27 protein-coding genes are annotated in these 25,501 nt (G+C 70.8%); 14 read left to right on the forward strand and 13 right to left on the reverse strand.

Annotated features, from left to right (window positions below; genetic code table 11):
* Positions 1-2 precede the first annotated feature (2 nt).
* The 3 genes from ACIA5D_RS15995 to ACIA5D_RS16005 are packed head-to-tail and all read left to right on the forward strand — an operon-like array spanning position 3 to position 3,462.
* Entirely contained in the window at positions 3-797 is a 795-nt protein-coding gene (locus ACIA5D_RS15995) for an SDR family NAD(P)-dependent oxidoreductase (RefSeq protein ID WP_396030661.1), read from the forward strand.
* A gap of 1 nt (position 798) precedes the next feature.
* On the forward strand, positions 799-1,926 hold the full coding sequence (locus ACIA5D_RS16000) for a DUF5938 domain-containing protein (protein WP_396030662.1): 1,128 nt from the start codon (positions 799-801) through the stop codon (positions 1,924-1,926).
* Between the two features lie 3 nt (positions 1,927-1,929).
* A complete protein-coding gene (locus ACIA5D_RS16005; protein ID WP_396030663.1) occupies positions 1,930-3,462 on the forward strand; it encodes an AMP-binding protein in 1,533 nt (510 codons plus the stop codon).
* 10 nt (positions 3,463-3,472) lie between these two features.
* Here the strand turns inward: ACIA5D_RS16005 and ACIA5D_RS16010 are convergent, their stop codons facing one another.
* Together ACIA5D_RS16010 and ACIA5D_RS16015 are read right to left on the reverse strand one after the other, a co-directional pair.
* Positions 3,473-3,898 (reverse strand): hypothetical protein, encoded by a 426-nt coding sequence (locus ACIA5D_RS16010; protein ID WP_396030664.1) that lies wholly within the window; start codon positions 3,896-3,898, stop codon positions 3,473-3,475.
* Between the two features lie 74 nt (positions 3,899-3,972).
* Positions 3,973-4,998, reverse strand: coding sequence for a methyltransferase (locus ACIA5D_RS16015; RefSeq protein ID WP_396030665.1), 1,026 nt, complete (start codon positions 4,996-4,998; stop codon positions 3,973-3,975).
* Positions 4,999-5,319: 321 nt separating this feature from the next.
* On the opposite strand from ACIA5D_RS16015, the gene ACIA5D_RS16020 reads away from it, so the two are divergent.
* The gene (locus ACIA5D_RS16020) at positions 5,320-5,676 is read left to right on the forward strand and encodes a hypothetical protein (RefSeq protein WP_396030666.1); all 357 of its coding nucleotides are present in this window, start codon (positions 5,320-5,322) and stop codon (positions 5,674-5,676) included.
* A 12-nt stretch (positions 5,677-5,688) separates the two neighbouring features.
* Here the strand turns inward: ACIA5D_RS16020 and ACIA5D_RS16025 are convergent, their stop codons facing one another.
* Genes ACIA5D_RS16025 through ACIA5D_RS16035 form a run of 3 tightly spaced genes read right to left on the reverse strand, consistent with a single transcriptional unit; the run spans position 5,689 to position 9,065 of the window.
* Positions 5,689-6,102: an RpiB/LacA/LacB family sugar-phosphate isomerase gene (locus tag ACIA5D_RS16025; protein WP_396030667.1), complete on the reverse strand. Its 414-nt coding sequence runs from the start codon at positions 6,100-6,102 to the stop codon at positions 5,689-5,691.
* A gap of 30 nt (positions 6,103-6,132) precedes the next feature.
* Complete coding sequence (locus tag ACIA5D_RS16030; RefSeq protein ID WP_396030668.1) at positions 6,133-7,554, reverse strand: hypothetical protein; 1,422 nt, start codon at positions 7,552-7,554, stop codon at positions 6,133-6,135.
* 32 nt (positions 7,555-7,586) lie between these two features.
* Positions 7,587-9,065, reverse strand: coding sequence for a mannitol dehydrogenase family protein (locus tag ACIA5D_RS16035; RefSeq protein ID WP_396030669.1), 1,479 nt, complete (start codon positions 9,063-9,065; stop codon positions 7,587-7,589).
* A gap of 181 nt (positions 9,066-9,246) precedes the next feature.
* On the opposite strand from ACIA5D_RS16035, the gene ACIA5D_RS16040 reads away from it, so the two are divergent.
* On the forward strand, positions 9,247-9,435 hold the full coding sequence (locus ACIA5D_RS16040) for a bacterioferritin-associated ferredoxin (protein WP_396030670.1): 189 nt from the start codon (positions 9,247-9,249) through the stop codon (positions 9,433-9,435).
* 54 nt (positions 9,436-9,489) lie between these two features.
* Complete coding sequence (gene bfr, locus ACIA5D_RS16045; protein WP_396030671.1) at positions 9,490-9,972, forward strand: bacterioferritin; 483 nt, start codon at positions 9,490-9,492, stop codon at positions 9,970-9,972.
* A gap of 34 nt (positions 9,973-10,006) precedes the next feature.
* On the opposite strand, the gene ACIA5D_RS16050 is transcribed toward bfr, so the two are convergent.
* The 3 genes from ACIA5D_RS16050 to ACIA5D_RS16060 are packed head-to-tail and all read right to left on the reverse strand — an operon-like array spanning position 10,007 to position 12,242.
* Entirely contained in the window at positions 10,007-10,402 is a 396-nt protein-coding gene (locus ACIA5D_RS16050; RefSeq protein WP_396030672.1) for a hypothetical protein, read from the reverse strand.
* 21 nt (positions 10,403-10,423) lie between these two features.
* Entirely contained in the window at positions 10,424-11,113 is a 690-nt protein-coding gene (locus ACIA5D_RS16055; protein WP_396030673.1) for a response regulator, read from the reverse strand.
* Positions 11,088-12,242, reverse strand: coding sequence for a histidine kinase (locus ACIA5D_RS16060; RefSeq protein WP_396030674.1), 1,155 nt, complete (start codon positions 12,240-12,242; stop codon positions 11,088-11,090). Before ACIA5D_RS16060 ends, ACIA5D_RS16055 begins: the two co-directional genes overlap by 26 nt.
* A gap of 131 nt (positions 12,243-12,373) precedes the next feature.
* Here ACIA5D_RS16060 and ACIA5D_RS16065 point away from each other — a divergent pair, with 131 nt between their 5' ends.
* Positions 12,374-12,961: a DUF4386 domain-containing protein gene (locus tag ACIA5D_RS16065; protein ID WP_396030675.1), complete on the forward strand. Its 588-nt coding sequence runs from the start codon at positions 12,374-12,376 to the stop codon at positions 12,959-12,961.
* 50 nt (positions 12,962-13,011) lie between these two features.
* Here the strand turns inward: ACIA5D_RS16065 and aceB are convergent, their stop codons facing one another.
* Both aceB and aceA read right to left on the reverse strand, forming a co-directional pair.
* Entirely contained in the window at positions 13,012-14,640 is a 1,629-nt protein-coding gene (gene aceB, locus ACIA5D_RS16070) for a malate synthase A (protein ID WP_396030676.1), read from the reverse strand.
* Positions 14,640-15,929, reverse strand: coding sequence for an isocitrate lyase (aceA, locus tag ACIA5D_RS16075; protein WP_396030677.1), 1,290 nt, complete (start codon positions 15,927-15,929; stop codon positions 14,640-14,642). Before aceA ends, aceB begins: the two co-directional genes overlap by 1 nt.
* Positions 15,930-16,057: 128 nt before the next feature.
* Between aceA and ACIA5D_RS16080 the strand changes: the two genes are divergently transcribed.
* From ACIA5D_RS16080 to ACIA5D_RS16090, 3 genes are all read left to right on the forward strand, one after another.
* Positions 16,058-17,530 carry a helix-turn-helix domain-containing protein gene (locus ACIA5D_RS16080; protein WP_396030678.1) on the forward strand — a complete coding sequence of 491 codons (1,473 nt, stop codon included), beginning with the start codon at positions 16,058-16,060 and terminating at the stop codon, positions 17,528-17,530.
* 69 nt (positions 17,531-17,599) lie between these two features.
* Entirely contained in the window at positions 17,600-18,502 is a 903-nt protein-coding gene (locus ACIA5D_RS16085; RefSeq protein ID WP_396030679.1) for a YeiH family protein, read from the forward strand.
* 13 nt (positions 18,503-18,515) lie between these two features.
* Entirely contained in the window at positions 18,516-19,409 is an 894-nt protein-coding gene (locus ACIA5D_RS16090; protein WP_396030680.1) for a LysR family transcriptional regulator, read from the forward strand.
* Here ACIA5D_RS16090 and ACIA5D_RS16095 read toward each other — a convergent pair.
* Positions 19,393-19,887 carry an FBP domain-containing protein gene (locus ACIA5D_RS16095; RefSeq protein WP_396030681.1) on the reverse strand — a complete coding sequence of 165 codons (495 nt, stop codon included), beginning with the start codon at positions 19,885-19,887 and terminating at the stop codon, positions 19,393-19,395. The two genes, ACIA5D_RS16090 and ACIA5D_RS16095, sit on opposite strands and share 17 nt — an antisense overlap.
* A 221-nt stretch (positions 19,888-20,108) precedes the next feature.
* Here ACIA5D_RS16095 and ACIA5D_RS16100 point away from each other — a divergent pair, with 221 nt between their 5' ends.
* Together ACIA5D_RS16100 and ACIA5D_RS16105 are read left to right on the forward strand one after the other, a co-directional pair.
* Positions 20,109-20,855 carry a lytic polysaccharide monooxygenase gene (locus tag ACIA5D_RS16100; protein ID WP_396030682.1) on the forward strand — a complete coding sequence of 249 codons (747 nt, stop codon included), beginning with the start codon at positions 20,109-20,111 and terminating at the stop codon, positions 20,853-20,855.
* A complete protein-coding gene (locus ACIA5D_RS16105) occupies positions 20,840-21,397 on the forward strand; it encodes a DUF305 domain-containing protein (protein ID WP_396030683.1) in 558 nt (185 codons plus the stop codon). The genes ACIA5D_RS16100 and ACIA5D_RS16105 overlap by 16 nt, the downstream gene beginning before the upstream one ends.
* Before the next feature lie 124 nt (positions 21,398-21,521).
* Here the strand turns inward: ACIA5D_RS16105 and ACIA5D_RS16110 are convergent, their stop codons facing one another.
* Positions 21,522-21,725 carry a cold-shock protein gene (locus tag ACIA5D_RS16110; RefSeq protein ID WP_396030684.1) on the reverse strand — a complete coding sequence of 68 codons (204 nt, stop codon included), beginning with the start codon at positions 21,723-21,725 and terminating at the stop codon, positions 21,522-21,524.
* A gap of 264 nt (positions 21,726-21,989) precedes the next feature.
* Here ACIA5D_RS16110 and ACIA5D_RS16115 point away from each other — a divergent pair, with 264 nt between their 5' ends.
* Entirely contained in the window at positions 21,990-22,514 is a 525-nt protein-coding gene (locus ACIA5D_RS16115) for a GNAT family N-acetyltransferase (RefSeq protein WP_396030685.1), read from the forward strand.
* 240 nt (positions 22,515-22,754) lie between these two features.
* Here ACIA5D_RS16115 and ACIA5D_RS16120 read toward each other — a convergent pair whose 3' ends face one another.
* Complete coding sequence (locus tag ACIA5D_RS16120) at positions 22,755-23,681, reverse strand: hypothetical protein (RefSeq protein WP_396030686.1); 927 nt, start codon at positions 23,679-23,681, stop codon at positions 22,755-22,757.
* A 274-nt stretch (positions 23,682-23,955) separates the two neighbouring features.
* Here ACIA5D_RS16120 and ACIA5D_RS16125 point away from each other — a divergent pair, with 274 nt between their 5' ends.
* A complete protein-coding gene (locus tag ACIA5D_RS16125) occupies positions 23,956-25,455 on the forward strand; it encodes an FG-GAP repeat domain-containing protein (RefSeq protein WP_396030687.1) in 1,500 nt (499 codons plus the stop codon).
* The last annotated feature ends 46 nt before the right edge of the window (positions 25,456-25,501 follow it).

The raw sequence follows: 25,501 nt of genomic DNA on the forward strand, positions 1-25,501 counted from the left end.
TCATGGCACAGATCGATCTCACCGGCCGCCGCGCCCTCGTCACCGGCGGCGCCCAGGGCCTGGGCGAAGGCATGGCCCGCGCGCTCGCCGCCGCGGGCGCCTCCGTCGTCGTCGCCGACCTGCAGGACGACCTCGGTCCCAAGGTCGCCGAGTCGCTCGACGGCCGCAGCGGTTTCGTGCACCTCGACGTCACCGACGACGACGGCTGGGCGGCCGCCGTCGAGCAGGCGATCGGGATCCTCGGCGGTCTCGACATCGTGGTCAACAACGCGGGCGTCGAGATCACCAGCCTGATCGTCGACCTCGACCCGGCCGCCGTCCGCAAGATGCTCGACGTCAACCTGCTCGGCACCGCGCTCGGCATCAAGCACGCCTTCCGCGCCATGCGTCCCGGCGGCGCGAGCGGCACGGGCGGCGTCGTCATCAACGTGGCCTCGGTGGCCGCGACCATCGCGTTCCCCGCCATCTCGATCTACTCGGCCACCAAGTCCGGCGTCGACCGGCTGACCCGGGTGGCGGCCATGGAATCCGGCAAGCTCGGCTACGGCGTACGCGTCAATTGCATCTATCCCGGTCTCGTGCCGACGGCGATGGGCGCCGGCCTGGCCAATGATGTGGCCAGGCTCGGGTTGTTCGGCTCGCCCGAGGAGGCGGTGGGCGCGGTCGTCGAGCTCACCCCGTCCGGCCGGTTGGGCGAGGTCGGCGACATGGCCGACGCGGTGGTGTTCCTCGCCTCCGACGCGGCCCGCTTCATCAACGGCGCGGGCCTGCCGGTCGACGGCGGAATGGGGATGTGACATGGCTGCCAAGCCCGTCGTCGTCTACGGCGCGTCCGGCTACACCGGCCGGCTGATCTGCGAGTACCTGCGCGAGTACAACGTCCCGTTCGTGGCGGCCGGGCGCGACCGCGCCAAGCTCGAGGCGTCCATGCGCGAGAACGTGGCCGGGATCGAGACCGCCGACTACGAGATCGCCGAGGTCGGCCACGACACCAAGGCCCTCGCCGAGCTGTTCGCCGGCGCCGCCGTCGTCTGCAACACCGTCGGGCCGTTCAGCGTGTACGGGCCGGAGGTCGCCGAGGCGTGCCTGGAGGCCGGCACGCACTACCTCGACACCACCGGCGAGCAGGACTGGATGATGACCTGCGACGAGAAGTACGGCGCCGACTTCGCCGCCGCCGGGCTGCTCCTGGCGCCCGGCGTCGCGCAGATGTACACGACCGGCGAGATCGCCGCCGAGCTCTGCCTGGAGAAGCCCGGACTGGACACGCTGGACATCGCGGTGTTCTGGGGCGGCAGCCCGACCATCGCGTCGACGCTGACGATCCTCGTCAACGCGGCCACCTCCGGCGCGTACCGCCTCGAGCAGAACCGCTACGAGGCCTGGGATCCCGAGGCCGGCCTGTATCAGCTGGTGCTGCCGGGGCAGCACGAGCTCGCCCTCGCCCTGCCGTGGGGCGGCACCTCGCACCCGGTCTGGTACCGCAACGACCCGCGCGTCGCCAACGTCAAGGTGCTCGGCGGCGTCTTCAACCGGGCGCTGATGAACGGCGTCCCGCAGATCGTCGCGGCCGCCGTCGAGGCCACCAAGGACATGGCGCCGGACGACCGGTACGCGGCGCTGACCGCCACTGCGGCGCAGGTGATGAACCAGATGCCGCCGCGGGAGAATCCGCGCCTGAACAAGTCGGTCGACTCCGTGCACGCCTCCGGTCCGCTCGGCCGGGCGCACTGCGTCATCTACGGCAACTCGAACTACAAGCAGACCGGTCTGATGCAGGCGTACGCCGCCTATCACCTGTTGCAGCGGCCGCCGCGGCGGGTCGGCTTCGCGTCCGGCTGCCAGGCCTTCGGCCATCGTGAGCTGCTCGGCGTGCTGGAGAGCTTCGGCCTGGTCCGCGAGCCGACGGTCACGGTCGAGCGCTGAGTCATGCGGCTCGTCGACTATCTGGACAAGGGCGCGTCGCTCGACCCGGCGGCGCCCTGCCTCACCACGGACGGCGACATCCGGACGTACGGGGAGGTGCGGCAGCTCAGCGTGCGCGTGGCGGCGGCGCTGGCAGCCCGGGGGATCGTTCCCGGAGAGCGTGTGGCGGTGCTCTCCGGGAACGATCCGACCGCGTTCACCTGCGTCTTCGGGATCAGCCGGGCCGGCGCCGTGTGGTGTCCGATCAATCCCCGCAACGAGGCGTACGAGAACCGCGAGCTGCTCGACCTGTTCGGCTGCAAGGCGCTGATCTTCGAGCGGTCGTTCGCGCCGCTGGTGGCGAAGATCCGTGGCGGGCTGCCCTCGCTGACCACCCTGGTCTGCCTCGATGCCGACGTCCCGGGCGCGCTGACGTGGGCGGAGTTCCTGTCGCCGGCCGACCCGATCGACCGGGCCGCGGTGGATGACCTCGCCATGATCGTCGGCACCGGCGGCACCACCGGACGGCCCAAGGGCGTCGAGCTGACCGGGGCCAACCTCGAGGCGATGACCGCGATCACGCTGATGAGCTATCCGTGGCCGGACCGGCCGGTCTACCTCGCGCTCGCCCCGCTCACCCACGCCGCCGGGGTGCTGTGCTTCCCCGTGCTGGCCAAGGGCGGCGAGATCGTCATCATGCGCAAGCCCGACGTGGGCGCGTTCATCGAGCTGATCGAACAGCACCGCGTGACGCACACGTTCCTGCCACCGACGCTCATCTACATGGCGCTCGCGCATTCCGCATTGGAGACTGCCGATCTGTCGTCACTGCAATGCTTCTGGTACGGCGCGGCGCCGATGTCCGCGACACGGCTGACGGAGGCGCTGCTGCGGATCGGCCCGGTCATGGCCCAACTGTTCGGCCAGACCGAGGCGCCCATGATGATCTCCGCCATGGCGCCGGCCGACCACTTCCTCCCCGGCGGCGGCATCGCGGTGTCCCGCCTGTCGTCGGCCGGCCGGCCGTCGCCCTTGGTCACCGTGGCCATCATGGGGCCGGGCGGCGACTTGCTGCCGCGTGGCGCCACCGGCGAGATCGTGTGCCGCGGCTCGCTGGTGATGCGCGGCTACCACCGCGATCCAGCGGCCACCGCGGCCGCCTCGGCGCACGGCTGGCATCACACCGGCGACATCGGCTACCTCGACGACGACAACTACCTGTTCATCGTCGACCGCGCCAAGGACATGGTGATCACCGGCGGCTTCAACGTGTACTCGACCGAGGTCGAGCAGGCCCTCATGCAGCACCCCGCGGTCCAGGACTGCGCGGTGATCGGCCTGCCCGACGACAAGTGGGGCGAGCGGGTGACGGCGATCCTCCAGCTGCGGTCCGGGGCGACGGCCGACAAACAGGAGGTCGCCGCGTTCGTCAAGGAGCGCATCGGCAGCGTGAAGACGCCGAAGCAGATCGAGATCTGGGACGATCTGCCGCGCTCGAAGGTCGGCAAGATCCTGAAGGCCGACCTCCGGGCCCGCCTGTCGGCCGGGCCCCATTGATACGCTCCGCTCATCCCTTCGCCGGCGCCAGGGCGTACGAGCTGCAGCTGAGCTCGGCCGACCCTTCGTAGTTGCAGGCCTGGTACTGGATGTAGGCGCTCTCGGCCATGTCGAGGTTGAGATCGTGGCAGTCGCCGGCGCCCAGGTCGTACTGCACGTTGTGCCAGTTGATGCCGGCGGTCAGCAGGTACCAGGCGCCCGGGTGGTGCCCGTCGGCGTCCGTGTCACAGACGAACAGATGCTCGCCGGTCGGGTTGAAGCAGGCCATCGCGCCGCCATCGGGGGAGAAGACCGCGTGGCCGCAGCTGCCGGCCGCCGCCTCGACGGTCAGCGTGGCCGTGCCGGCGGCGGCCGAGGCCGTCGTGGCGGGCAGGACGAAGCTGATGGCCGTGGCCACGGTCAGGGCAACGGCGCCCACGATACGGCGGATCCGCACAGGGAGTCTCCTCTTCGGTCGATCGAGTGCCGTCAAACTACCGGGCTCGGGCAACGTGGGCCGACCGTCCGTGCTCAGCTGGTGGAGGGCACCGCCTCGATGACGGAGAACTCCGTCGTGGTGGGCACGACGCGGGTCATGCGCAGTCCGGCCGCGCGCAGCAGGCTCTCGTACTCGTCTCGGGTGCGTTCCTGGCCGCCGGGCGCGACCAGCATGTTGAGGTCCGAGAACGCCGCCGGCAGGTCCGCGGGCGGATACGGCGGCCCGGTGAGCACCCGCTCCAGCACCAGCAGCACCGAGCCGGGCCGCATCGCGTTCCGGCAGGTGCGGGCGATGGCCAGGGCGGCCTCGTCGGGCCAGTCGTGCAGGATCGACTTCAGCACGTACGCGTCGGCGCCGGCCGGGACCGCGACGAAGAGGTCGCCGGGGTGCACCTCGCAGCGGTCGGCCACGCCGGCGGCGGCGAGCAGGGCCGGCGCGGCGGCGACGACCTGCGGCTGGTCGAGCAGATGGCCGCGCAGGTGCGGGTGGCGGCGCAGCACGGCCGCCAGCAGGGCGCCGTTGCCCCCGCCGACGTCGGCGACGGTGCTGAGCGCGCCGAAGTCGTACGCCTCCAGGACGGCCTCGGCGACGTGGCGGGACAGCGCCGCCATGGCCGCGTCGAAGGCGGCGCCGGCGGCGGGGTCGCGGGCGCGCTGCTCCCACACGCTCTCGCCGTACACGGACGCAAAGGCGTTCTCACCGGTACGGATGCTGTGCCCGAGCGCGCTCCAGGCATGCCACATTGACGCGGCGCCGGCGAACGCGGCCCAGTCGCCGAGGCCCTCGGCGCCGCCGCGCAGCTCGTCGCCGATCGCGGTGGAGGCGAAGCGCCCGCCGGGCGCCTCCGCGTAGACGCCGGCCGTGGCGAGGGCGCGCAGCAGCCGATGCAGGGCATGCGGGTCGCAGCCGGTGACCGCGGCCAGGTCGGCGACGGTGCGAGGGCCCCCGGCGAGGTGGTCCGACAGACGCAGCACCGCCGCGACGTGCAGCGCCTGCGAGATCCGGAACCCGTTGATCAGGCGGAGCAGGTGGCGGCGAGGATCAGCATGCTCGCTCATGAGGAGGATCGTCGCAGGCCGCATCCGCCACTGTCGTCGATGACCTGGGCGATATCGCTGTCCGGGCCGGTGGTGTGCTCGAACGGATGACGCGTCTGCCCGGCCGGAGAGGCAGGTCGGTAGTCTTCGACCCGAGTGACCTGGAGGGGCGTTTGGTTCTGACGGAGGAAGAAGCAGCGATCTGCGAGGCCGTCGGGCCCTGACTATGTCGAGGCGACCGAGGCCCCGATCGTCTCGTTCGCCGGCGCCGAGGACGGCGTCGGCGACGGCCGGCCGGACTGGTTCGACCTCGCGGTCCGGGTGAGGGTCGGCGGCGAGCAGGTGAACTTCCAGGACCTGTTCGTCGCGCTGGCCGCCGACCAGGAATTCCTGATCCTGCCGAACGGCCGGTACTTCACGCTCGACCGGCCCGAGTTCCGGCGGTTGCGAGACCTCATCGCCGAGGCGCGCGCCCTGCACGACGCCCCAGCCGGTGTGCTGCGGATCGGCCGGTTCCAGGCCGACGTGTGGGACGAACTGGCCGAGGTCAGCGAGGTCTCCGGACACGCGGCGGTGTGGCAGAAGGCAGTCCAGGAGCTGCAGGGCAGGAAGGCCGAGCTGTTCAGCAGTGTCCTCGACGGAGGGGAGTTCGCCACCGCGGCGTTGACCGCGGACGACATCCGAAGCCTCCTCGATTGACCGGGCCCGCCGTCACTGCTCGATCGCGGCGATGTTCTCCGCCTCGTCCGGGTCGGGTTCCGGGGTGGCCAGAAAGGCGTGCAGCACCTCGACCGCCACGTCCGGCGCGAGCCGCTTGAGGCTCATCGCCAGCACGTTCGCATCGTTCCAGAGCCGGGCGCCCCGCGCGATCCACGGGTCCCAGGCGACCGCCGCGCGCACGCCCGGCACCTTGTTGGCGGCCATCGCCGTCCCGGTGCCGGTCCAGCACATCACCACGCCGTAGTCGGCACGGCCGTCGACAACCGACTGCCCTACGAACCGGCCGAGGTCGGGCCATCCCGGCGACGCGTCCGGCCGGATGAGCTCGTGCCCGGCGCCGGTCAAGGCCCGGACGACGGCTCGTGTCGTCTCGTTCTCGTCGTCGCTCGCGAACGCCACCCGCATGCCCGCAGCCTATGCCGGTGCGGGCGGCGCTCAGCCGACCGGCGCGAAGCGCAACTTGGTCACCGCCACCGGCGTGCCGGCGCCCGCGGCCGCGGCCGGCTTGATCGTCACGTAGTCGACGCCGCCGTGCGCGGCCGCCAGCTCGGCCGGGACGACCAGACCCGGCGCCGGCTGGCGGGACAGGTCGACGAATGTCGCCTCCATCTCCAGGGAGTTGGGCACGACCGGGATCACCTGCACCGCCCCGGCCTGACCGCCCGGCAGGAAGTCGAGCAGCAGCGGCACCTCGTGGCATCTGGTCGGATCGTCCGGCGAGCTCGACGTGAGGAACTTCCGGTTGGTGGCCTGATCGGTCACCACCGCCGCGCTGCGGGCGTTCTCGCAGCCCGGCACCGAGATCGTCCCCGGGTCGGCGCTGACCAGGAAACCCTGGTTGCGGAAAGCGTCCGACGCCACGACCCCGTCCTGCGGCGTGGTCAGGTCGACCTCGCGCACCCCGCCCCCGGCCGGCGCGTTCGTGGTCGGCGGCGGCGCGTCCGACGCGGCGGCGGCCGCGGAGGTCGTAGCGGCCGGCGCCGCCGAGGCAGCCGCCGAGGTGGCCGGCGGCGCCGCGGCGCTGGGCTGCTGCTGCTGGCCCGCCGTCGGCGCCCCGGGAACGGTGGGCGCGGCCTGGGTGGCGGCCGCGGGAGCGGGCTTGTTGTTCCCGCGGGCGATCAGCGCCGGCACCGCGATCGCGGCCGCCAACACCACGACCCCGGCCGCGATGCCGCCGAATTTCGCGAACTTCGACGCGAACCGGGCTTGCTGCACGAACGAGGCCGTACCGGTGACCGGCGTGGCGCCGAGCACCTCGGGACTGGCCGTGATGGTCAGCTGGCGCTGCTTCTCGCGGTTCCACGGCAACGGCGCCGACACCGACAGCAACGCCCGCGCCGCGGCCCCGGGCGGCAGGTCGAGGTAGGCGGGCTGGAACACCGCGCTGACCCGCCGTTCCGGGTCGGTCGCGTTCAGATAGAGCCGCACCGGCGCGTTGCCGCCGTTGGAGACCTCGACGGTGAACTGGCCTGACTTTCCGCCGTTGACCACCTCGGGAGTGGTGCGCAGCGTGATCTGCTCGACGCTCGCCAGCTGGATCGGCACCTCGACGCAGCGCGAGACGTCGTGCCGGTAGGGCGACCTCACCAGCGCACCCACCACGTACGTCCCGGCGGGCGGGGGCGGCTGCACCGGCAGGGTCACCCGCACGGTGAGGGTGGCGCTCTCGGCCGGGCGCAGCTTGGCGACCTCGGGCTCGGCGCGCACGGTCGCCCCGTCGGGCAGGCCGAGCATCTCGACGCCGTAGTGCTCCACGATGTCGCTCGCGTTGCGCACGGTGACGTCGAACTGGAGGTTGTCGCCAGGGGAGGCCTCGGCCCGCTCCGGCGCGACGTTGACACGCAGCGGCAGGGTCACCGGCTCATGCTGACACCCCAGCACAAGCAGGGCTATACATCACCCGACACGAGATCTTCGAGGGTTGCTTTCGCTCCCTTGTCGTGGAGGCTTTTCAACACCGATGTGTACGCCGAGACGAAACGCTCGTTGTCCACCAGATCCCCGAAGACGTCCCGATCCTCGATGAACGCGAGCGGCTCCGACCGTTGGCGCTGCGCCGCGGCCACCAGCCGGTCCCGGAGCTGGTCGACGACCTCGATCGGCTGTCCCTGCTCGTCGACGGCCTCGTCGTAGCGGGCCCAGGAGGCCACGATCGCCGTGGACAGCAGAATGTCGCCGCCGGTTTCCAGGTTTCGCCGGATCACCGGCAGCAGCCACTTCGGGATGCGGTCGGAACTTTCCGCGCACAGTCGCGCGACCGTGTCGCGTACCTGCGCGTTGGAGAACCGGTCGATCAGCTGATGCTGATATTCCCGGAGATCGACCCCCGGGACCTCCTCGAGCGTCGGGGTGGCCTCCCTTTCCATGTACGCCAGCAGGAAGCGCGCGAAAACGGGATCCTGCGCCGCGTCGTGGACCAGGCGGTACCCGGCGAGCCAGGCGAAGTAGCACAGCCCCTGGTGGGAGGCGTTGAGCAGGCGAAGCTTCATCAGCTCGTACGGCTCGACGTCCGGCACCACCTGCACACCCACCTCCTCGAAGGGCGGCCGGCCGTTGCCGAAGCTGTCCTCGAGGGCCCATTGAGTGAACGGCTCGCACACCACCGGCCAGCCGTCGTCCACCCCGAACTGCTTGCGTACCTGCTCACGGTCGTCGTCGGTGGTCACCGGGGTGATCCGGTCGACCATGCTGTTCGGGAAGTGGACGTTCTCGGCGACGTAGGCCGCCAGGCCCGGGTCGCGCAAACGGGCGTACGCGACGAAGGACCGCCGAGCCGCCTCCCCGTTCCCCTGGATGTTGTCGCAGCTCATGATGGTGAAGGGCGGCAGCCCGCGCTCTTTGCGCCGCTCGATGGCGGCGGTGATCAGACCGAAACTGGTCTTCGGCAGCGTGCCCGGCCGCAGGTCGTGCCGGACGTCGGGGTTGTCCGCCATGAACTCGCCGGTGACCGCGTTGAAGTTGTAGCCGCCCTCGGTGACCGTCAGCGAGACGATCCGGACACCGGGGGAGGCCATCTTCTCGATCACGGCCTCGGGGTCGTCGGGGGCGTAGAGGTACTCGGCGATCGAACCGATCACCCGCGCGTCGAGCCCGCCGTCGGGCGCCTTCACCACCAGCGTGTAGAGCCCGTCCTGTGCCCGGAGCGCGTCCCGCATGCGCTGGTCGGCGGGCATCACCCCCACCCCGCAGATGGCCCAGTCGTGGGCCTTGCCCTCGCTCATCAGCCGGTCCACGTACATCGCCTCGTGGGCGCGGTGGAAACCACCCACCCCGAAATGCACGATTCCGACGGAAAGTTTCGACTGGTCGTAGGACGGAACGGCGAGATCCTTCAGGTCGGACAGCGTGGCGTTGCGCAGCGGCAGCATCTTCGGTGACCTCCCGGCGGTGGTTCGGGGATGACCCTCAGCATCCCACCGGAACCGCTAGGTCACCGATGACCGAATCCGATGATCTTGTGACCGGTCCGGGCAATGCGGGGTTTGCATGAACGGGCATTTTAGGGCAGCCTTACGAAGGTAAGGCTTACCGCACGAAGGACCGTTGCCCATGTTCGTCTGTGTCTGCTCCATGGTTCGCGAGAGCGAGGTGCGCATCGCGATCCGCTGCGGCGCGCGCACCGAGGAGTCGGTCGGCGACGCGTGCGGGGCCGGCACAGGCTGCGGGAGCTGCCTCGACCGGATCTGTGAGCTGATCGAGGAGGAGGAGTCCGACACGCTCCTGCCATACGCCGCGTAGTCCGTCCGGGACGTACGCTTACCCCAGGTTAGTCCTAATCTGGGGGTATTTGGCATGCAAGGCGACGCTCGGGTCATCGAGTTCCTCAACGAGCAGCTCACTGCGGAGCTGACCGCGATCAACCAGTACTTCCTGCACGCGAAGATGCAGGAGAACTGGGGCTTCAGCGTGCTCGCGAAGCACACCAAGGCCGAGTCGATCGACGAGATGCGCCACGCCGAGGTGCTCACCGACCGCATCCTCTTCCTCGAGGGCCTGCCCAACCTGCAGCGGCTGTTCTCGCTGCGGATCGGCGAGACGGTCAAGGAACAGTTCGAGTGCGACATGAAGGTCGAGGTGGAGGCGGTGGACCGGCTGCGCCGCGGCCTCGAGTACATGCGGTCGATCGGCGACGTCACCTCGGCCCGGATCTTCGAGGACATCCTGGCCGACGAGGAGCACCACGTCGACTACCTGGAGACCCAGCTCGGCCTGATCGAGAAGCTCGGCGAGGCCCTCTACCTGCAGAACGTCACGGAGCATCCGAAGGCGGACTGACCCCGGACGGCGCGCTGCGCTGGATGACGCCGGGTCAGGCGCTGTGCGCGGCCAGCACCGAGATCCGGCGTCCCTCGCGGCCGTCGGTCACCAGGTAGCTCGCGGTGAGGCGGCTGACCTCGCTGCCGTCCCCGCGCCGGCGCGAGAACGTCGCGCGATAGAGCGCCGACGCCGCGTTCAGCACCGTGACCTCGGCGTCGAGGGTCGCGGTGTGGTCGTAGGCCGCGTCGCGCATGCCGTCGATCTGCTGCCGCACCGCCCCGACGACCGCGTCGCCGCTGGTCAGCGCGAGGAATCCGGCGTCGGTGGTGACCAGCAGCGGGACGCCGTAGTAGGCGAGCAGCGAATCGGTCTCCCGTTCGCCTCGCCCGCACGCCTCGAAGGCCGCGAGGTACTCACCGAACCACCGTTCGACGTCGTCACCGTTCACGATCGCCGACCCTACGCGCCCTCAGGCTCGCCGAGGGCGATCGATGCCCAGCGCGTTCGGGGCGATGCGACCGGTCTCGTACGTCCACATGGCCAGCTCGACGCGGTTGCGGGCGTTCAGCTTGGCCATCAGGCTCGCCAGGTGCGTCTTCGTCGTGCTGAGGGTGATGCGCAGCTCGTCGGCGATCTCGGCGTTGGTGCGCCCCCGGGCCACGGCCAGCAACACGTCCTCCTCGCGCGGCGTGAGCGGATCGACCGGCTGCGCCGCGGCCCGCCCCGCCGGCATCGTGGCGAACGCCGCCAGCAGCCGGACCGTGACGGTCGGCGCGATCAACGCGGCACCGTCGGCGGCCGCGCGCACCGCCTGCACGAGCAGGTCCGGCCCGGCGTCCTTGAGCAGGAACCCGCGCGCGCCGCAGCGCAGCGCCCGGTACACGTACTCGTCGAGGTCGAAGGTCGTGATCAGGACGACTGCAAGAGGATCGGCGACGCCGGGCCCCGCGAGCTCCCGGGTTGCCTCCAGACCGTCCATGGCCGGCATCCGGATGTCGAACAGGCAGACGTCCGGCCGCAGCGACCGCGCGAGCCGCACCGCCTCGCGCCCGTCGGGCGCCTCGCCGACCACCTCGATGCCAGGGCCGGCCTGCAACATGATCCGCAGGCCGGCCCGGATCACCGCCTGGTCGTCAGCGATCAGCACGCGAAGGGGCACGGCCCACGATCCCCTCGAGTGGCAGCTCCGCCTCGACCAGCCAGCCCCGGCCGTCGCACGGGCCGGCCCGCAGGCTGCCGCCCAGCAGGGTCGCCCGTTCCCGCAGCCCGGTGAGGCCGTACCCGCAGGGCCGGGCGGCCGACGCCGCGCCGTCGTCCCGCACGGTGATCCGGATCGTGCCGGGCGCGGCCGAGACCCGCACCTCGACGCCGGTCGCCCCCACGGCGTGCCGGCTCGCGTTGGTCACCGACTCCTGCACGATCCGGTAGACGGCGGCGTCCACCGCCGGCGGCAGCCCGTCGACCACCCCGTCGACACCCAGGTCGATCGGCAGCCGGCCGCTCAGGCGCCGCAGGTCGGCGATGCCCGGCAGCGGGGTCAGCTCGGCCCCGGCGTCGTCGTCGCGCAGCGCCTTGACCATGGCGCGCATCGCCTCCAGCGTGCGCACCCCTTCCTCCTCGACGCCGGCCAGGGTCTCGGCCGCGCTCGCCGGATCGGCCCCGGCCAGCACCCGGCCCGCCTGGGCCCGCACGACGATGGCGGACACGTGATGGGCGACGGTGTCGTGCAGCTCCCGGGCGAAACTTTCCCGCTCACGCGATCGCATCGTCTCCAGTTCCCGCCGCCGGGACGTCGACCAGAGGCGCACGACCGCCCCGAGTGCTCCGGGAATGGCCAGGAACGAAAGGCTGCCGACGATGTCGCCCACCGGCTGAGAAATCACCGAAAGCGCGAAAGACGCCAGAATCACGGCCGATCCGAGCACGATGTCGCGCCCGGAGCCCCACCGCGCCAGCGCGTAGACGAGCACGAGGACGATCATGCCGGCGTAGAGCCCGATCGGCTGCGGGTGCCGGGCGGCACGGTCGACGAGGGTGAGCAGGATGCCCCCGCCGAAGGCGAGAACGACCATGGCAAGCGGGCGGCTCCGGCGCCACAGCACGGTGAGGCACAACCCGGCGGTCACCAGCGCGGACACCGGCCGCCACGGCACGTCAGCGCGCAGCGAGGCCTCGAGAGCCGTCGCGATCAGGCCGGCGGCCACCAGCAGCCGGTCGCGCGCGACGCGCGCGGGCGCATCCGGCGCCCGCGGCGAGTTCCACAGCGCACGCAGCTCGTCTCGAAGCACAACCTCAGCCTAGGCAGCGCCCGAAGTCACACATCGGCCGAAAGAACTAGCGCTTTCTCCGGCGTGAGAACGAGAGACGACGTCGCTCAGCGGCCGATGACCCGGACTCTCCGCTCGCCGAGTCTCATCGCATGCCCGTCATCAAGTCATCTGCACGCCCGGCCGGTGTGCTGTTCATCGTCGCGTCGATCACCGCGATTGCCGGCGGCTCGCTCCTGCTGCGGCGGGACGCTCCGCACGCCCAGCTGATCACCGGCGCCCTGCTCGAGGTCGTCCTCGCCATCGCGGTCGTGAGCCTCGCCGCCTTGCTGCTCCCGGTCCTGCGCCCCAGCAGCGACGGCGGCGCGGTTCTGTATGTCGCGATCCGCACCCTCGAAGCCGGCCTGATCCTCACCGGCGTCGTCGGCGCGCTGGCCGCGACCTCCCGGTCCGCATCGCCGACGCTCGCCCTGAGCGTCCGGGAGTGGGCCTATCACCTCGGCACCGTGCTGGTTTTCGCGGTGAGCGCGATAGTGCTCAACGCCCTGCTGCTTCGCGGGCGGCTTGCGCCGCCATGGCTGGGGTGGTGGGGCCTGGCCGGCGGTTCGCTTCTGCTTCTGCGGGGCGTGATCGACACGTACGGGTCATTGCCGGCGCCCCTGCAAGCGGCCCTCGCGGCGCCTATCGGGATCCAGGAGATGGTCTTCGCCGGGTGGCTGATCGTGCGGAGTCGCCGATGAACGCGAGCGGCGCGGCCCAGTGCCGGGACCGCGCCGCTCGCACCGTCCGATCAGGCCGCGACAGGAGCCTGCTCGGTGGCCGCGGTGGAAGCCGAACCGCCGGACATGTGGCGCAGGTACGCCGGCAGCGTCAGGAACTCGGGGCAGGTGCGCTCGGTCAGCAGCACCGTGAGCAGCGTCCGGGCCTGGCCGAAGCGCCGCGCCGCGTCCTCGTCGAGGGCGCCGGTCTCGCTGAGCACGTCGAGCTCCTCGCGCAGCATCCGGGTGACCAGGGCGGCCGAGACCGGCACGCCGTAGTCGGTCGGGGTGCTCGCGTGGATCCACTGCCAGAGCTGCGCGCGGCAGATCTCGGCGGTGGCTGCGTCCTCCATGAGCCCGCCGAGCGCGACCGCGCCGCGCCCGTCCAGCCAGGCCGCGATGTAGCGCAGCGCGACGCTGACGTTGTTGCGCAGCGCCACCTCGCTGACCTGAACGCCGACCACCTTCAGGTCGAGCAGATCCTCGCGGGTGACCTTCACGTCGTCGCGCTTGCGCACGATCTGGTGTGGCTCGTCGCCGAGCCACTGGTCGAACACCTCGCGGCAGGTCGCGACCAGGCCGGGGTGCGCCACCCAGGAGCCGTCGAAGCCGTCGCCGACCTCGCGCCGCTTGTCCTGGCGCACCTGGTTGAGCGCGCGCTTGGCGGCGACCGGGTCACGGCTGGGCACGACGGCGGCCATGCCGCCGATCGCGTGGGCGCTGCGCCGGTGGCAGGTGCGGACCAGCAGCTCGGTGTACGCCCGCATGAACGGCGACGTCATGGTGACCTGGGACCGCTCGGGCAGGACCGCATCCGGCCGGTTCTTGATCATGCTGAACAGGTAGTCCCAGCGACCCGCGTTGAGCCCGGCCGAGTGCTCGCGCAGCTCGTACAGGATCTCGTCCATCTCGAACGCCGCGGTGATCGTCTCGATCAGCACCGTGGCGCGGATCGTGCCGCGCTCGATGCCGAGCTGCTCCTGGGCGAAGACGAAGACGTCGTTCCAGAGGCGGGCCTCCAGGTGCGACTCCAGCTTCGGCAGGTAGAAGTAGGGCCCGCTGCCGTGGTCGATCTGGCGCTGCGCGCAGTGGAACATGTAGAGCCCGAAGTCGAACAGCGTGGCCGACACTGGCCGTCCGCCGATCCGCAGATGCGCCTCCGGCAGGTGCCACCCCCGGGGGCGCACCATGATCGTCGGGGTCCAGCCGTTGACCTTGTACTCCTTGCCGTCGGCCGCCGTGTAGTCGAGCGTGCCGTCCAGCGCGTCGCGCAGGTTGAGCTGGCCGAGGACCACGTTCTCCCAGGTGGGGGCGGTGGCGTCCTCGAAGTCGGCCATCCACACCTTCGCGCCGGAGTTGAGCGCGTTGATGGTCATCTTGCGCTCGGGAGGCCCGGTGATCTCCACGCGGCGGTCGAGCAGGTCGTGAGCCGGCGGCGCCACCTTCCAGGACGCGTCGGCGCGGATGGAAGCGGTGGACGCAAGGAAGTCCAGCTCGTCGGTGCGGGTCGTCCGCCGGCGCCGGCGACGCTCCAGCAGCTGCACCCGCTGCGCACCGAACTCTCGGTCCAGCGCCACGACGAACGCGACGGCCTCGGGGGTCAGGATCTCGGAATAGCGGCCCTCGGTCGTACCCGTGATGGTGACCTCTTCATTTCCCATCAGAACTGCTCCGCTTCCGTCGAGCCCTTGAGGGCAGTGGTCGAGCTGTCCGGGTTGAGCGCGGTCGAGACGGCGTCGAAGTAGCCGGTGCCGACCTCGGCCTGGTGCTTGGTGGCGGTGTAGCCGTCGGCCTCGGCCGCGAACTCGGCCTCCTGCAATTTCACGTACGCGGTCATGCCGCTCTCGGCGTAGCCGCGGGCCAGCTCGAACATCGAGTGGTTCAGCGCGTGGAACCCGGCGAGCGTCACGAACTGGAACTTGTAGCCCATCGCGCCGAGCTCCTTCTGGAACCGGGCGATGTCGGCGTCGTCGAGGTTCTTCTTCCAGTTGAACGACGGCGAGCAGTTGTAGGCGAGCATCTTGCCCGGGTGCTCCCGGTGCACCGCCTCGGCGAATTCGCGCGCGAACTCGAGGTCCGGTCTTCCGGTCTCGACCCAGAGAAGATCGGCATAGTCCGCGTACGCCACACCGCGCGCGATTGCCGGGGCGGGGCCGCTCGTGACGCGGAAGAAACCTTCGGCCGTGCGCTCGCCGGTGAGGAAGGGCTTGTCCCGTTCGTCGACGTCGGTGGTCAGCAGGTCGGTCGCGAGCGCGTCGGTGCGGGCGATGACCAGGCTCGGCACGCCCAGAACGTCGGCCGCGAGGCGAGCGGCGTTCAGCGTGCGGATGTGCTGGCCGGTCGGGATGAGGACCTTCCCGCCGAGATGGCCGCACTTCTTCTCGCTGGCCAACTGGTCTTCCCAGTGCACGCCCGCGGCGCCGGCCACGATCATGGCCTTCATCAGCTCGAACGCGTTGAGCGGGCCACCGAAGCCGGCCTCCGCGTCGGCGACGATCGGGGCGAGCCAGTCACGGTCGTACCGGCCGGCGGCGGTGTCGATCTGGTCGGCCCGCATGAGGGCGTTGTTGATCCTGCGGACCACCGCCGGCACCGAGTTGGCCGGGTAGAGCGACTGGTCCGGGTAGGTGTTCCCGGAGAGGTTGGCGTCGGCCGCGACCTGCCAGCCGGACAGGTAGATGGCCTTGAGGCCGGCCCGCACCTGCTGGACCGCCTGGCCGCCGGTCAGGGCGCCCAGCGCGTTGATGTAGTCCTCGCTGTTCAGCAGCTCCCACAGCCGCTGCGCGCCGCGCTCGGCGAGCGTGTGCCGCTCCTGGACCGTGCCGCGGAGCTTGACCACGTCCTGTGCCGTGTAGCTGCGCTTGATGCCCAGCCACCGGGGATCGCCGGCCCACGCCCTGGTGAGGTCCGATGCGGTACCGCCCCTGACTTCGGTCAGCTGATCTGTCATGACGAACGTCCTTCCCGTACCTGTCGCTTACTTCTCGGCGGAAGAATTTGACTGTCGCGCACTCCGCAAGGGGTCAGGGAGGCGTTTGTGACGAGAAGAAGTGCAGAATTTCTGTTAGGGTAAAACCCGTGACCGCTTCACTTTCCGATGGCTCCGTTGACCTCGTCACCCTCGGGCAGCGCCTGCGCCACCAGCGCAAATCGAAGGGCCTGACGCTCGAGCAGCTCAGCGAGGCGGTCGGCCGGGCGCCGTCGCAGCTGTCGCTGATCGAGAACGGCAAGCGCGAGCCGAAACTGTCGGTGCTGCAGGCGATCGCCGCGGCCCTCGGCGTTCCCCTGCAGGATCTGCTGCGGGCCGAGGCGCCCAGCCGGCGCGCCGGGCTCGAGATCGAGCTCGCTCATTTCCAGCGCGAACAGACGTACGCGAGCCTGGGTCTGCCCCTGGTCCGCGGTGGCCGCAGGCTGCCGGCGGATGCGCTCGAGGCCCTCGTCGGTCTGCATCGCGAGCTGTCGCGGGTGCTTGCCGAGCAGAGCGCCACGCCCGAGGTGGCCCGGAAGGCGAACGCGCAGCTGCGGGTCGACATGCGCGAGCGCAACAACTACTTCGCCGAGATCGAGGAGGCGGCCGCCCGCATCCTGCAATCGGTGCGGTACACGACCGGCCCGCTGTCGCAGCGCGGCATCCTCGACATCGCAGCGTCACTGGGCTTCTCACTGCACTACGTGAACGACCTGCCCGGCTCGACACGCTCGGTCACCGACCTCAAGAACCGGCGGATCTTCCTGCCCCAGGTGGCCAGCGGCAAGGGCCACGACCCGCGCGCGGTGGTGCTGCAGACGCTCGGGCATTTCGTGCTGGGCCACAACGACCCGTCCGACTACGGCGACTTCCTGCGCCAGCGCGTCGAGGCCAACTACTTCGCCGCCGCGCTGCTCATGCCCGAGAAGTTCGCCGTCGAGTTCCTCCGCGAGGCGAAGGCCGACCGCGCCCTCGCGATCGACGACTTCCGCGACGCTTTCGGCGTCTCCTACGAAACCGCGGCCCACCGCTTCACCAACCTGGCGACCCACCACTTCGGCATCCCGGTGCATTTCACCCGCGTCCACGAGAACGGCATCGTCTACAAGGCGTACGAGAACGACGGCGTCCGCTTTCCCTCGGACGTGACCGGCGCGATCGAGGGCCAGCCGATCTGCCGCAAGTGGGCGTCCCGCACCATCTTCCAGGCCGACGACCCGTACTCGTCCTTCTACCAGTTCACCGACACCTCGGCCGGAACGTACTGGTGCACCGTCCACATCGAATCCACGCGCTCGGGCGAGTTCTCGGTGACGGTCGGCACGCCGTACGAGCACGCGCGCTGGTTCCGCGGCGGCGACACGACCCGCCGGACCGTCTCACGCTGCCCCGACCCGGACTGCTGCCGACGCCCGCCGGCCGACCTGGTGAACCGCTGGTCGGGCAGCGCGTGGCCGAGCGCCCGGGTGCACTCGCATCTGCTGGCCGCGCTGCCGCCGGGCACCTTCCCGGGCGTCGACAACCAGGACGTGTACGAGTTCCTGGAGCGGCGCGCCTGGGCCGGCGACCGTGACCGGTCATAGAAATTGGCTATGACCCCGGTCGGCAGGTGACCGCTACCGGCGAAAGCCCGCGAGCCAGAGTCTTGATGGGTGCCGTTCCTCCTGCTGGCCCTGGGTCTCGCCGCCGTCGCTGCCGGCGCCCTGATGCCGGTTGTCGGCGCGCCGATTTTCGCGGTGGTCGGCGGTGTGGTTTTCAGCCGCTGGGCAAAGAAGCGAAACGGCGGGGAGTGGCTCGATCTGGCGAAGGGGCCGGTCCTGCGGCTCTCGATCGTGCTGCTCGGGGCGCAACTTTCGCTGGGCGAGGTGGCGAAGGTCGGCGCCGGGTCGCTTCCGGTCATGCTGGGCACGCTCGCCGTCTGCCTCGGCCTCGCCTGGCTGGCCGGTCGCTGGCTGGGCATCCCGCGCGATCTGCGCACGCTGGTCGGCGTGGGCACCGGGATCTGCGGCGCCTCGGCGATCGCGGCGGTGACGCCGGCGCTGAAGGCGAAGAGCAGCGATGTCGCGTACGCGATCTCCACGATCTTCTTCTTCAACATCGCGGCGGTGCTGGTCTTTCCGTGGCTCGGCCACGCGCTCGGCCTCGGCCAGCAGGAGTTCGGCCTGTTCGCCGGGACGGCCGTGAACGACACGAGCGCCGTGGTGGCGGCGTCGGCGAGCTACGGCCCGATCGCCGCGCAGCACGCCGTGGTGGTCAAGCTCGTGCGCACGCTGATGATCATTCCGGTGGTGATGGTGCTCGGGCGCGGAAACAAAGCCCCCAAACCGTGGTTCCTTCTTGCCTTTGTTTTCGTGGCCGCGGTGCCCGTACCGAAAGAAATTGCCGCAAGCCTGCACCAGCTCGCCATGCTCTGCATCGCGGTCGCCCTCGCGGCCGTCGGTCTCTCGACCGACGTCGCGGCGCTGCGCCGGGCCGGCGCGAGACCGCTGCTGCTCGGCCTCATCCTCTGGGTTGCGGTGAGCGCCACCAGTCTGCTTCTCCAGACGTACGTGTGACAGACTGCGCCCGATGCCCCTGCCGCCCTGGATAAGCGACCTACCGGCCCTTGACCTGCTGTTGTCGGTCGCCGAGACCGGCAGTGTCGGACGCGCCGCCCAGGCGCACGGGATCAGCCAGCCCAGCGCCAGCGCCCGCATCGCCCGCCTCGAAAGACGTCTGGGCGTGCCGCTTCTGGTGCGTTCCCGTCGTGGCAGCCTGCTGACTCCGGCCGGGCAGGCAGTCGCCGTCTGGACGCAGCAGGTGGTCGAGGCCGCGCACACGCTGGCCGACGGGGTGCGGACGTTGCGAGCCGACCAGGAGGCCCGGCTGCGCGTCGCCGCCAGCCTCACCATCGCCGAATACATGCTCCCGGCCTGGCTGCTGACCGTGCGCCGCACTCATCCGGGCACGGAAATTTCCGTCGGGGTTTCCAACAGCGCCGGGGTCTGCGAGATGGTGCGCGCCGGCGGGGTGGATCTGGGTTTCGTGGAGTCGCCGGACATTCCCGCCGGCCTGAGCCGCCGCCAGGTGGGCGACGACCGGGTGGCGCTGGTGGTGTCGGCCGGCTATCCGCTCGCGGCGCGGGCCGGACAGGAAATCCCGGTCACCGACATCCTGGAGCAGCCCCTGTTGCTGAGGGAACCGGGATCGGGCACCCGCGACACCTTCCTGAACGCGGTCGGCGGGAAGGCCCCGCATGCCACCAGTCTCGGCTCGACCACGACGATCCTCGCCACCACCCGGGCCGGCGGCGGCATCGGCGTGGTGAGCAGCCGGGCCACCGCGGCGCCCGTCGCGGCCGGGGAACTGGTCGAGTTGACCGTGCGTGGCCTCGACCTGACCAGGCCGCTGCACGCCGTCTGGCTGGGCCGCGCGCCCACGGCGCTCGCCGAGGACCTGCTCGCGGCTATCGGCCCGAGGTGACCCGCTTCACGAAGCCGCCGAGGTTGGTCATGGCCCGGTCGACGCGCTCGTCGAGGCCGAGCGTCTCCTCCTGGCGTACCAGACGGCCCCGCGGCTGCCGCTTGCCCCGTAGGTACAGCGAGCACGCCAGATCGCTGCAGATGTACTCGCCGACCGTGTTGCCCTGACGCCCGGCCGGCCCGGCCAGCGGCGCCACGAAGAGGGTCACGCCGTCCGAGGTGTGACCGGTGTAGCAGATGCGGCACATGCTCGACCGCATCGCGCCGGTGCGGCGGGAATCGGGCCGGCGCAGGACGATGCCGTGCAGATCGGCCGTGACGATCAACGCGCGCTGGGGAGCGCCGGGGTCGGTCCAGCCGAGGAAATCGAGGTCGCCCCAGGGCGCGGCGGCGAGGTCCGGCATCTTGATCCGGCTTGCCTCGCCCTTGGAGCAGTTGGCGAAGGAAGCGCGAATCTGCTGCTCGGTGAGTGGTTCCATCCGGCGAACGTAACGGATCACCCCGATCCGGGCAGCTCAATAACCCATCCAACCGCCCCGCCCGCCGCCCATGAACGGCCTGAAGGCTCAACCAATCGAAAATCTTCGTTGGGTCTATTTACTGTTAACACTCTTTAACTTATGTTTGGCCCCACGAGCAGCTTGCATCGACCCCCATCGACGCAAGCGGCCGCATCCCCCATGAAGAGACGGAGTACTTCATGAGACGCAGATTCATCCTTCCCGCACTGACCGTCGCCGTGACCGCCGCCTCGCTCCTGGTGGCCGTCGCCCCCGCATCCGCACACGGCTACATCTCGTCACCTCCCAGCCGGCAGGCCAACTGCGCCAGCGGGGCCGTCGCCAACTGCGGCGACATCATCTACGAGCCGCAGAGCGTCGAGGCCCCCAAGGGCTCGATGCAATGCAACGGCGGTGGCTCCCGGTTCGCCGTGCTCAACGACAACAGCAAGGCGTGGCCGGTCGCCGGCGTCGGCCGGACCGTCACCTTCAACTGGGTCCTCACCGCGCGGCACTCGACCAGCACGTGGGAGTACTTCATCGGCAACACGCTGCTGGCGTCCTTCAACGACGGCGGCGCGCAACCCGGCGCCACCAAACAGCACACCGTCAGCATGGGAAGCTTCAGCGGCAGGCAGACCATCCTCGCCCGCTGGAACATCGCCGACACGATCAACGCCTTCTACTCCTGTGTGGACGTGAACATCGGCGGCGGCAGCACCACGCCCACCACGCCGCCCACCACGCCGCCGACCACCAGGCCCACCACCGCGCCGACCACCGCCCCGCCGACGACCGCGCCGAGTGGGACGTGGAAGGCCGGGACGTCCTACGCCGTGGGCGCCGTGGTCACCTACAACGGCGTCTCCTACCGCTGCCGGCAGGCGCACACCGCCATCGCCGGATGGGAGCCGCCCAACGTGCCCGCCCTGTGGCTAGCCATCTGATCCGCCTCGCGCTGATCCTGGCGCTGGTCGCCGGCTGCTCCCCGGAGCAGCCGGCGACCGCCCCCGCGCCCGCCTTCAATGCCACCGACGTGATGTTCCTGCAAATGGCCCTGGCACAGATCGTCGAGGGCGACCAGGCGGCGGCGCTGACGGCCGGGCGCGCCGCCGACGCGCGGATCCGCGACGTGTCGACCGAGTTGCGCGCGCAGTGGAAGGACGAGTCGGGCACGATGCAGCGCTGGCTGCTCGGCTGGCAGCAACCTTTGACGGCGGATCCCTCCGCGGGAGCGCACGCGGGCCACGGCGACCTTCATGCCCTGCGGGCGGCCGACATCGAAGAGTTGCGCTCGGCGTCATCCGGCCCGGTTTTCGATCGTACGGCGGTGAGCCTGCTCCTGGGCCATCTCGGCAACTGCGTCGAGACGTCGCGCATGGAGGAATCCGGCGGCGCCTACCCGCCCGCGAAGGCCCTGGCCACGACCGTCACCCGGCGACGGCAGGCCCAGGTGCAGCGGCTGCTGGCCCTCGCCGCCGCTCAGTGACCGCACATGGAGACGGCCGGCCGCCCCGGGAGATCACGCGGATGTCGCGGATCTACAACCTAGGCCGACCGGCCGTCACCTAAGCCCGGCAACGCCCTCGCGGAGGCCGCCGAGCCGTTTTTCATCAGAGCGGACGGATGTTCTCCGCCTGGAGGCCCTTGGCGCCCTGCGCGACGTCGAACTCGACGCGCTGGTTCTCCTCGAGGGTGCGGAACCCGGAGGTTGCGATGGCGGAGAAGTGCGCGAACACGTCAGCGCCGCCGTCGTCCTGCGTGATGAAGCCGAATCCCTTGTCCCCGTTGAACCACTTGACCGTACCGGTGGCCATTTCTTCTCCCTGCGGAATCGTGAGACGCCGCACCTTGCGACGCCTCGGATCGCGGTATTGATCGCCCCGGAGAATCCGGATGTGCTGACGTAACAAAAAACGCCTGACGGGCTCGGAGACCCACCAGGCGTCGAAACGTCCAAGGAGACCAAAACTGCAACGGGGCCCAACCTAGCACGACCGGGCCGCGTTCGGGCGACCGACGCCTGGTCAATCACCACCCCGTGCGGGAATCTCGCTCACGCGCGCCGCTACCGTGAGGGCATGCCCGAGCTGATCACCCCTACGACCCGCCTGCACGCCGCGTGGCTCGAGTCGCGGGACGAGTGGGGGCGTGGCGTCCACCAGGACGGCGCCGGCATGCGGCCGCACGACGACCACGACTCGGCCGACGGGTTCGCGAAGTGGGTGCGGCGGCTGCACGCGGAGGAAGACCTGGCGGTGCCGCCGGCCCGGGACTGGGTGCACTGCACCCACCGATGGATGGTCGAGGGGGACCGCGTCCTCGGGGCGATCTCGCTGCGGCACGGGCTCAACCACTTCCTGATCAACGTGGGCGGGCACATCGGGTACGGGGTGCGGCCCTCGGAACGGCGCAAGGGGCTCGCCAGCTGGGCGCTCGGGCTGATGCTCGAGCAGGCGCGACGGCTGGAGCTTCCGCGGGTGCTGATCACGTGCCGGCTCGCGAACGTCGCGTCGGCTCGCACGATCGAGAAGGCGGGCGGCGTGTTCGAGGACGAGCGCGGCTCGGGCGACGACCGAGTGCGGCGGTACTGGATCACCCTCTGACCGACGCGCGGCTCACGACGAGACGGGCGGCTCGCAACGAGACGGGCGGCTCGCAACGAGACGGGCGGCTCACGACGAGCCGGGCACCTCGCAACGAGACGGGCGGCTCACGACGAGCCGGGCACCTCGCAACGAGACGGGCGGCTCGCAACGTGGCGGGCGGCTCAAGGCGTGGCGGGTGGCTCAAGGCGTGGCGGGTGGCTCAAGGCGTGGCGGGTGGCTCAAGGCGTGGCGGGTGGCTCAAGACGAGGCGGGCGGTTTGCGCCGGCGTGGCGGGCGGGGCTGGGCGGCCGGGCGGCGGTCGGGTCGTTGCCCGGGCGGGAATGAGCCGGTGTTGCGCGCCGTGGGCGGCGGAGGCGGCCCGGGCGGCTGGTTGCCGCCGGCCGTGGGCGGTGGCTCGGCTCCCGCGCCGCCGGTCGGGGGTTTCTCGCCCGCGCGGGGCTCGTCGCTGGCCGGCGGCTGATTCTCCTCGGCGCCGGGCTGCCGTGACCGCCGGCTGCCGCCCTGCGCGGGAAGCACGGGCCGATGGGGACGACGCCCTTTGCCGGACGAGGGCGCCCCGGAAGCCGGCGCGCCACCGCCCGGTCCGTCAGCCGATGGCGCCGCCCCGGCGGATCGCCGCGCCGAGCCATCGCCCGACGGTATCGTTCCGGTGGGGCGCTGCGCCGAGCCATCGGTCGGCGCTGTCGTTCCGGCGGGCCGGTGCGCCGCGCTGTCGGCCGGCGGTGTCGTTCCGGTGGGGCGCTGCGCCGAGAGCGGCGGCCGAGGATCGCCGGGAGCGCGCCGCTGCGGCCAGATGCGCACCTCGAAGCCGGTTCGCCGCGCTCGGCGCCAGAGCAGGGGAACCCCGAACGGCACCACCAGGACGGCGACGATCAGCGCGGGCAGCCAGTACCGGATGCCGCCCGCGATCACCAGCCACGCCAGCAGGACCGCCGAGACGAGCCCCATCGCGAGGTGGCGCCGCTGATTGCTGCGCGCCGCGGCGGGCACGACAAAGACCACGTGCAGCGCGAGGAGTGCGGTGAGAAGGGTACGGACGGGGATGTAATCGCCGACCCCGACCACGAGGAGAACGGCGATGAAAGCTGCCGTCCAGTAGCGGAACGAGCCGGCCGGCAGCAGCAGGAAAGAGATGATCACCCAGATCGAGATGATCACCGTCACGGGAGCATCGAATCCGCTGATGTTTCGAGCGTAAGGGAGATCAGCGGAACCTACATTCGCTGAGAAGAAGTAATAGTGTGCCACTTTGCTGAACGCTGAGTGACGTGTCGATCTCCCAACGCGACAATCGGCCAAATTCCGTACAGATGCTGCAGCAGCTCGTTCACCGCCGGCTCGTCTTCTCTCAGCCAGCTGTCAGCCGAACGCATCTTCCGGAGCCGCGCGGCGTGTGGCAGGTTCTAAGGTCCGGGGATCCGATCGGGGGGAACGACAGATGCCGCGTAGGGCCGCGATGCTCCTGGTCGCGACGATCGTGGCCGGCGCGCTCGGCCTGGCCGCCCCGGCACATGCGGCCATCCCGTACGGTCCGTGCCAGCCCGACGGCCCGGCATCGGCCGACAACGCGATCGCCTCCGCCCTGCGGCCGGCGATGTCCGGCCGGCGGCTGGGACGCTCGGTGACCGGCTACAGCATCTCCTGCGCGCGGGCGATCGTGGCCAACGTCCAGGCGCGCAACCTGAACCCGCGGGCCGCGGTGATCGCGGTGACCGTGGCCATCGCCGAGAGCAGCCTGCACAACTACACCGTCGCGGTCGACCACGACAGCCTCGGGCTCTTCCAGCAGCGGCCGTCCAAGGGCTGGGGGCAGCCCGGCCAGCTCACCGATCCCCGCTACACCACCCAGGCGTTCCTCAGCGCGATGCTCCGCAAGCACACCGGCGACGGCTGGATGTTCGGCGACATCGGGCAGATCTGCCAGCGCGTCCAAGGATCGGCCTTTCCGGAGGCGTACGGGCCGGAGATCCACGACGCGTCGCTCATCGTGGCGTACCTGTGGAGCCGGACGGCCGAGCCCGGCGCCGCGACGCCGGCGAAGCCGAAGCCGGCCGGGCCGTTCCAGAACGTCCTGATGGCCGCGGCCACCGGGTGGGGGCCGACCGGCGACCGGCACGACGTCAGCGTCGCCGACTGGAACGGCGATCGCCGCCCCGATCTGATCGTGGTGCAGCACTCGGCGACCACGACGGGCCGGACCGAGGTCTCGATCCTCGACGGGAAACCCAGCATCCCCGGCGCCGACTCCAGCTTCCAGCGCCTGCTGCTGCGGACGGCCACCCCGCTGGGCGTTGAGGCCGCCCCGCACACGAACGCGTACACGATGGCCGACTGGAACGACGACGGCCGGCTCGACCTGGTGGCGATCCAGAAGTCGGGCACCGCGAGCGGCCGCACCGAACTGCGCATCCTCGACGGCGCGACCAGCTTCCAGACCTTCCTGCTGCAGACCGCCACCGCGCTCGCACCGACCGACGACCGGCACGACATGTCGGTCGCCGATGTGAACGGCGACAACGTGCCCGACCTGATCGTCGTCTACCGGTCCGACACGGCCAGCGGGAAGACCGAGGTCCAGATCCTGGACGGCGCGGCGGCCTTCCAGCGCGAGCTGCAGCACACCGCCACCGCGCTCGGGCCCGCCGACGCCCGGCACGACCTTTCGGTCGCCGACTGGAACGGCGACGGCCGCCTCGACCTGGTCGACGTGCAGAAGTCCGGCACGAAGAGCCGCAAGACCGAGATCCGGGTCCTGGACGGCGCGGCGAACTTCGGCCGCGACCTGAAGAAGACCGCCACCGCGCTCGGCCCGGCCGACGCCCGCAGCGACCTCTCGCTCGCCGACTGGAACGGCGACGGCCGCCTCGACCTCGTCGTGGTCCAGAAGTCGGGCACCGCGACCGGCCGCACCGAGGCACGGGTGCTCTCCGGCGCTTAGCATTCGGGCCGGCTCAGCGGACGGGCCGGCTCAGCCGACGGGCCGG

It is taken from the genome of Actinoplanes sp. NPDC051513 (assembly GCF_044454685.1).
Lineage (GTDB): Bacteria > Actinomycetota > Actinomycetes > Mycobacteriales > Micromonosporaceae > Actinoplanes.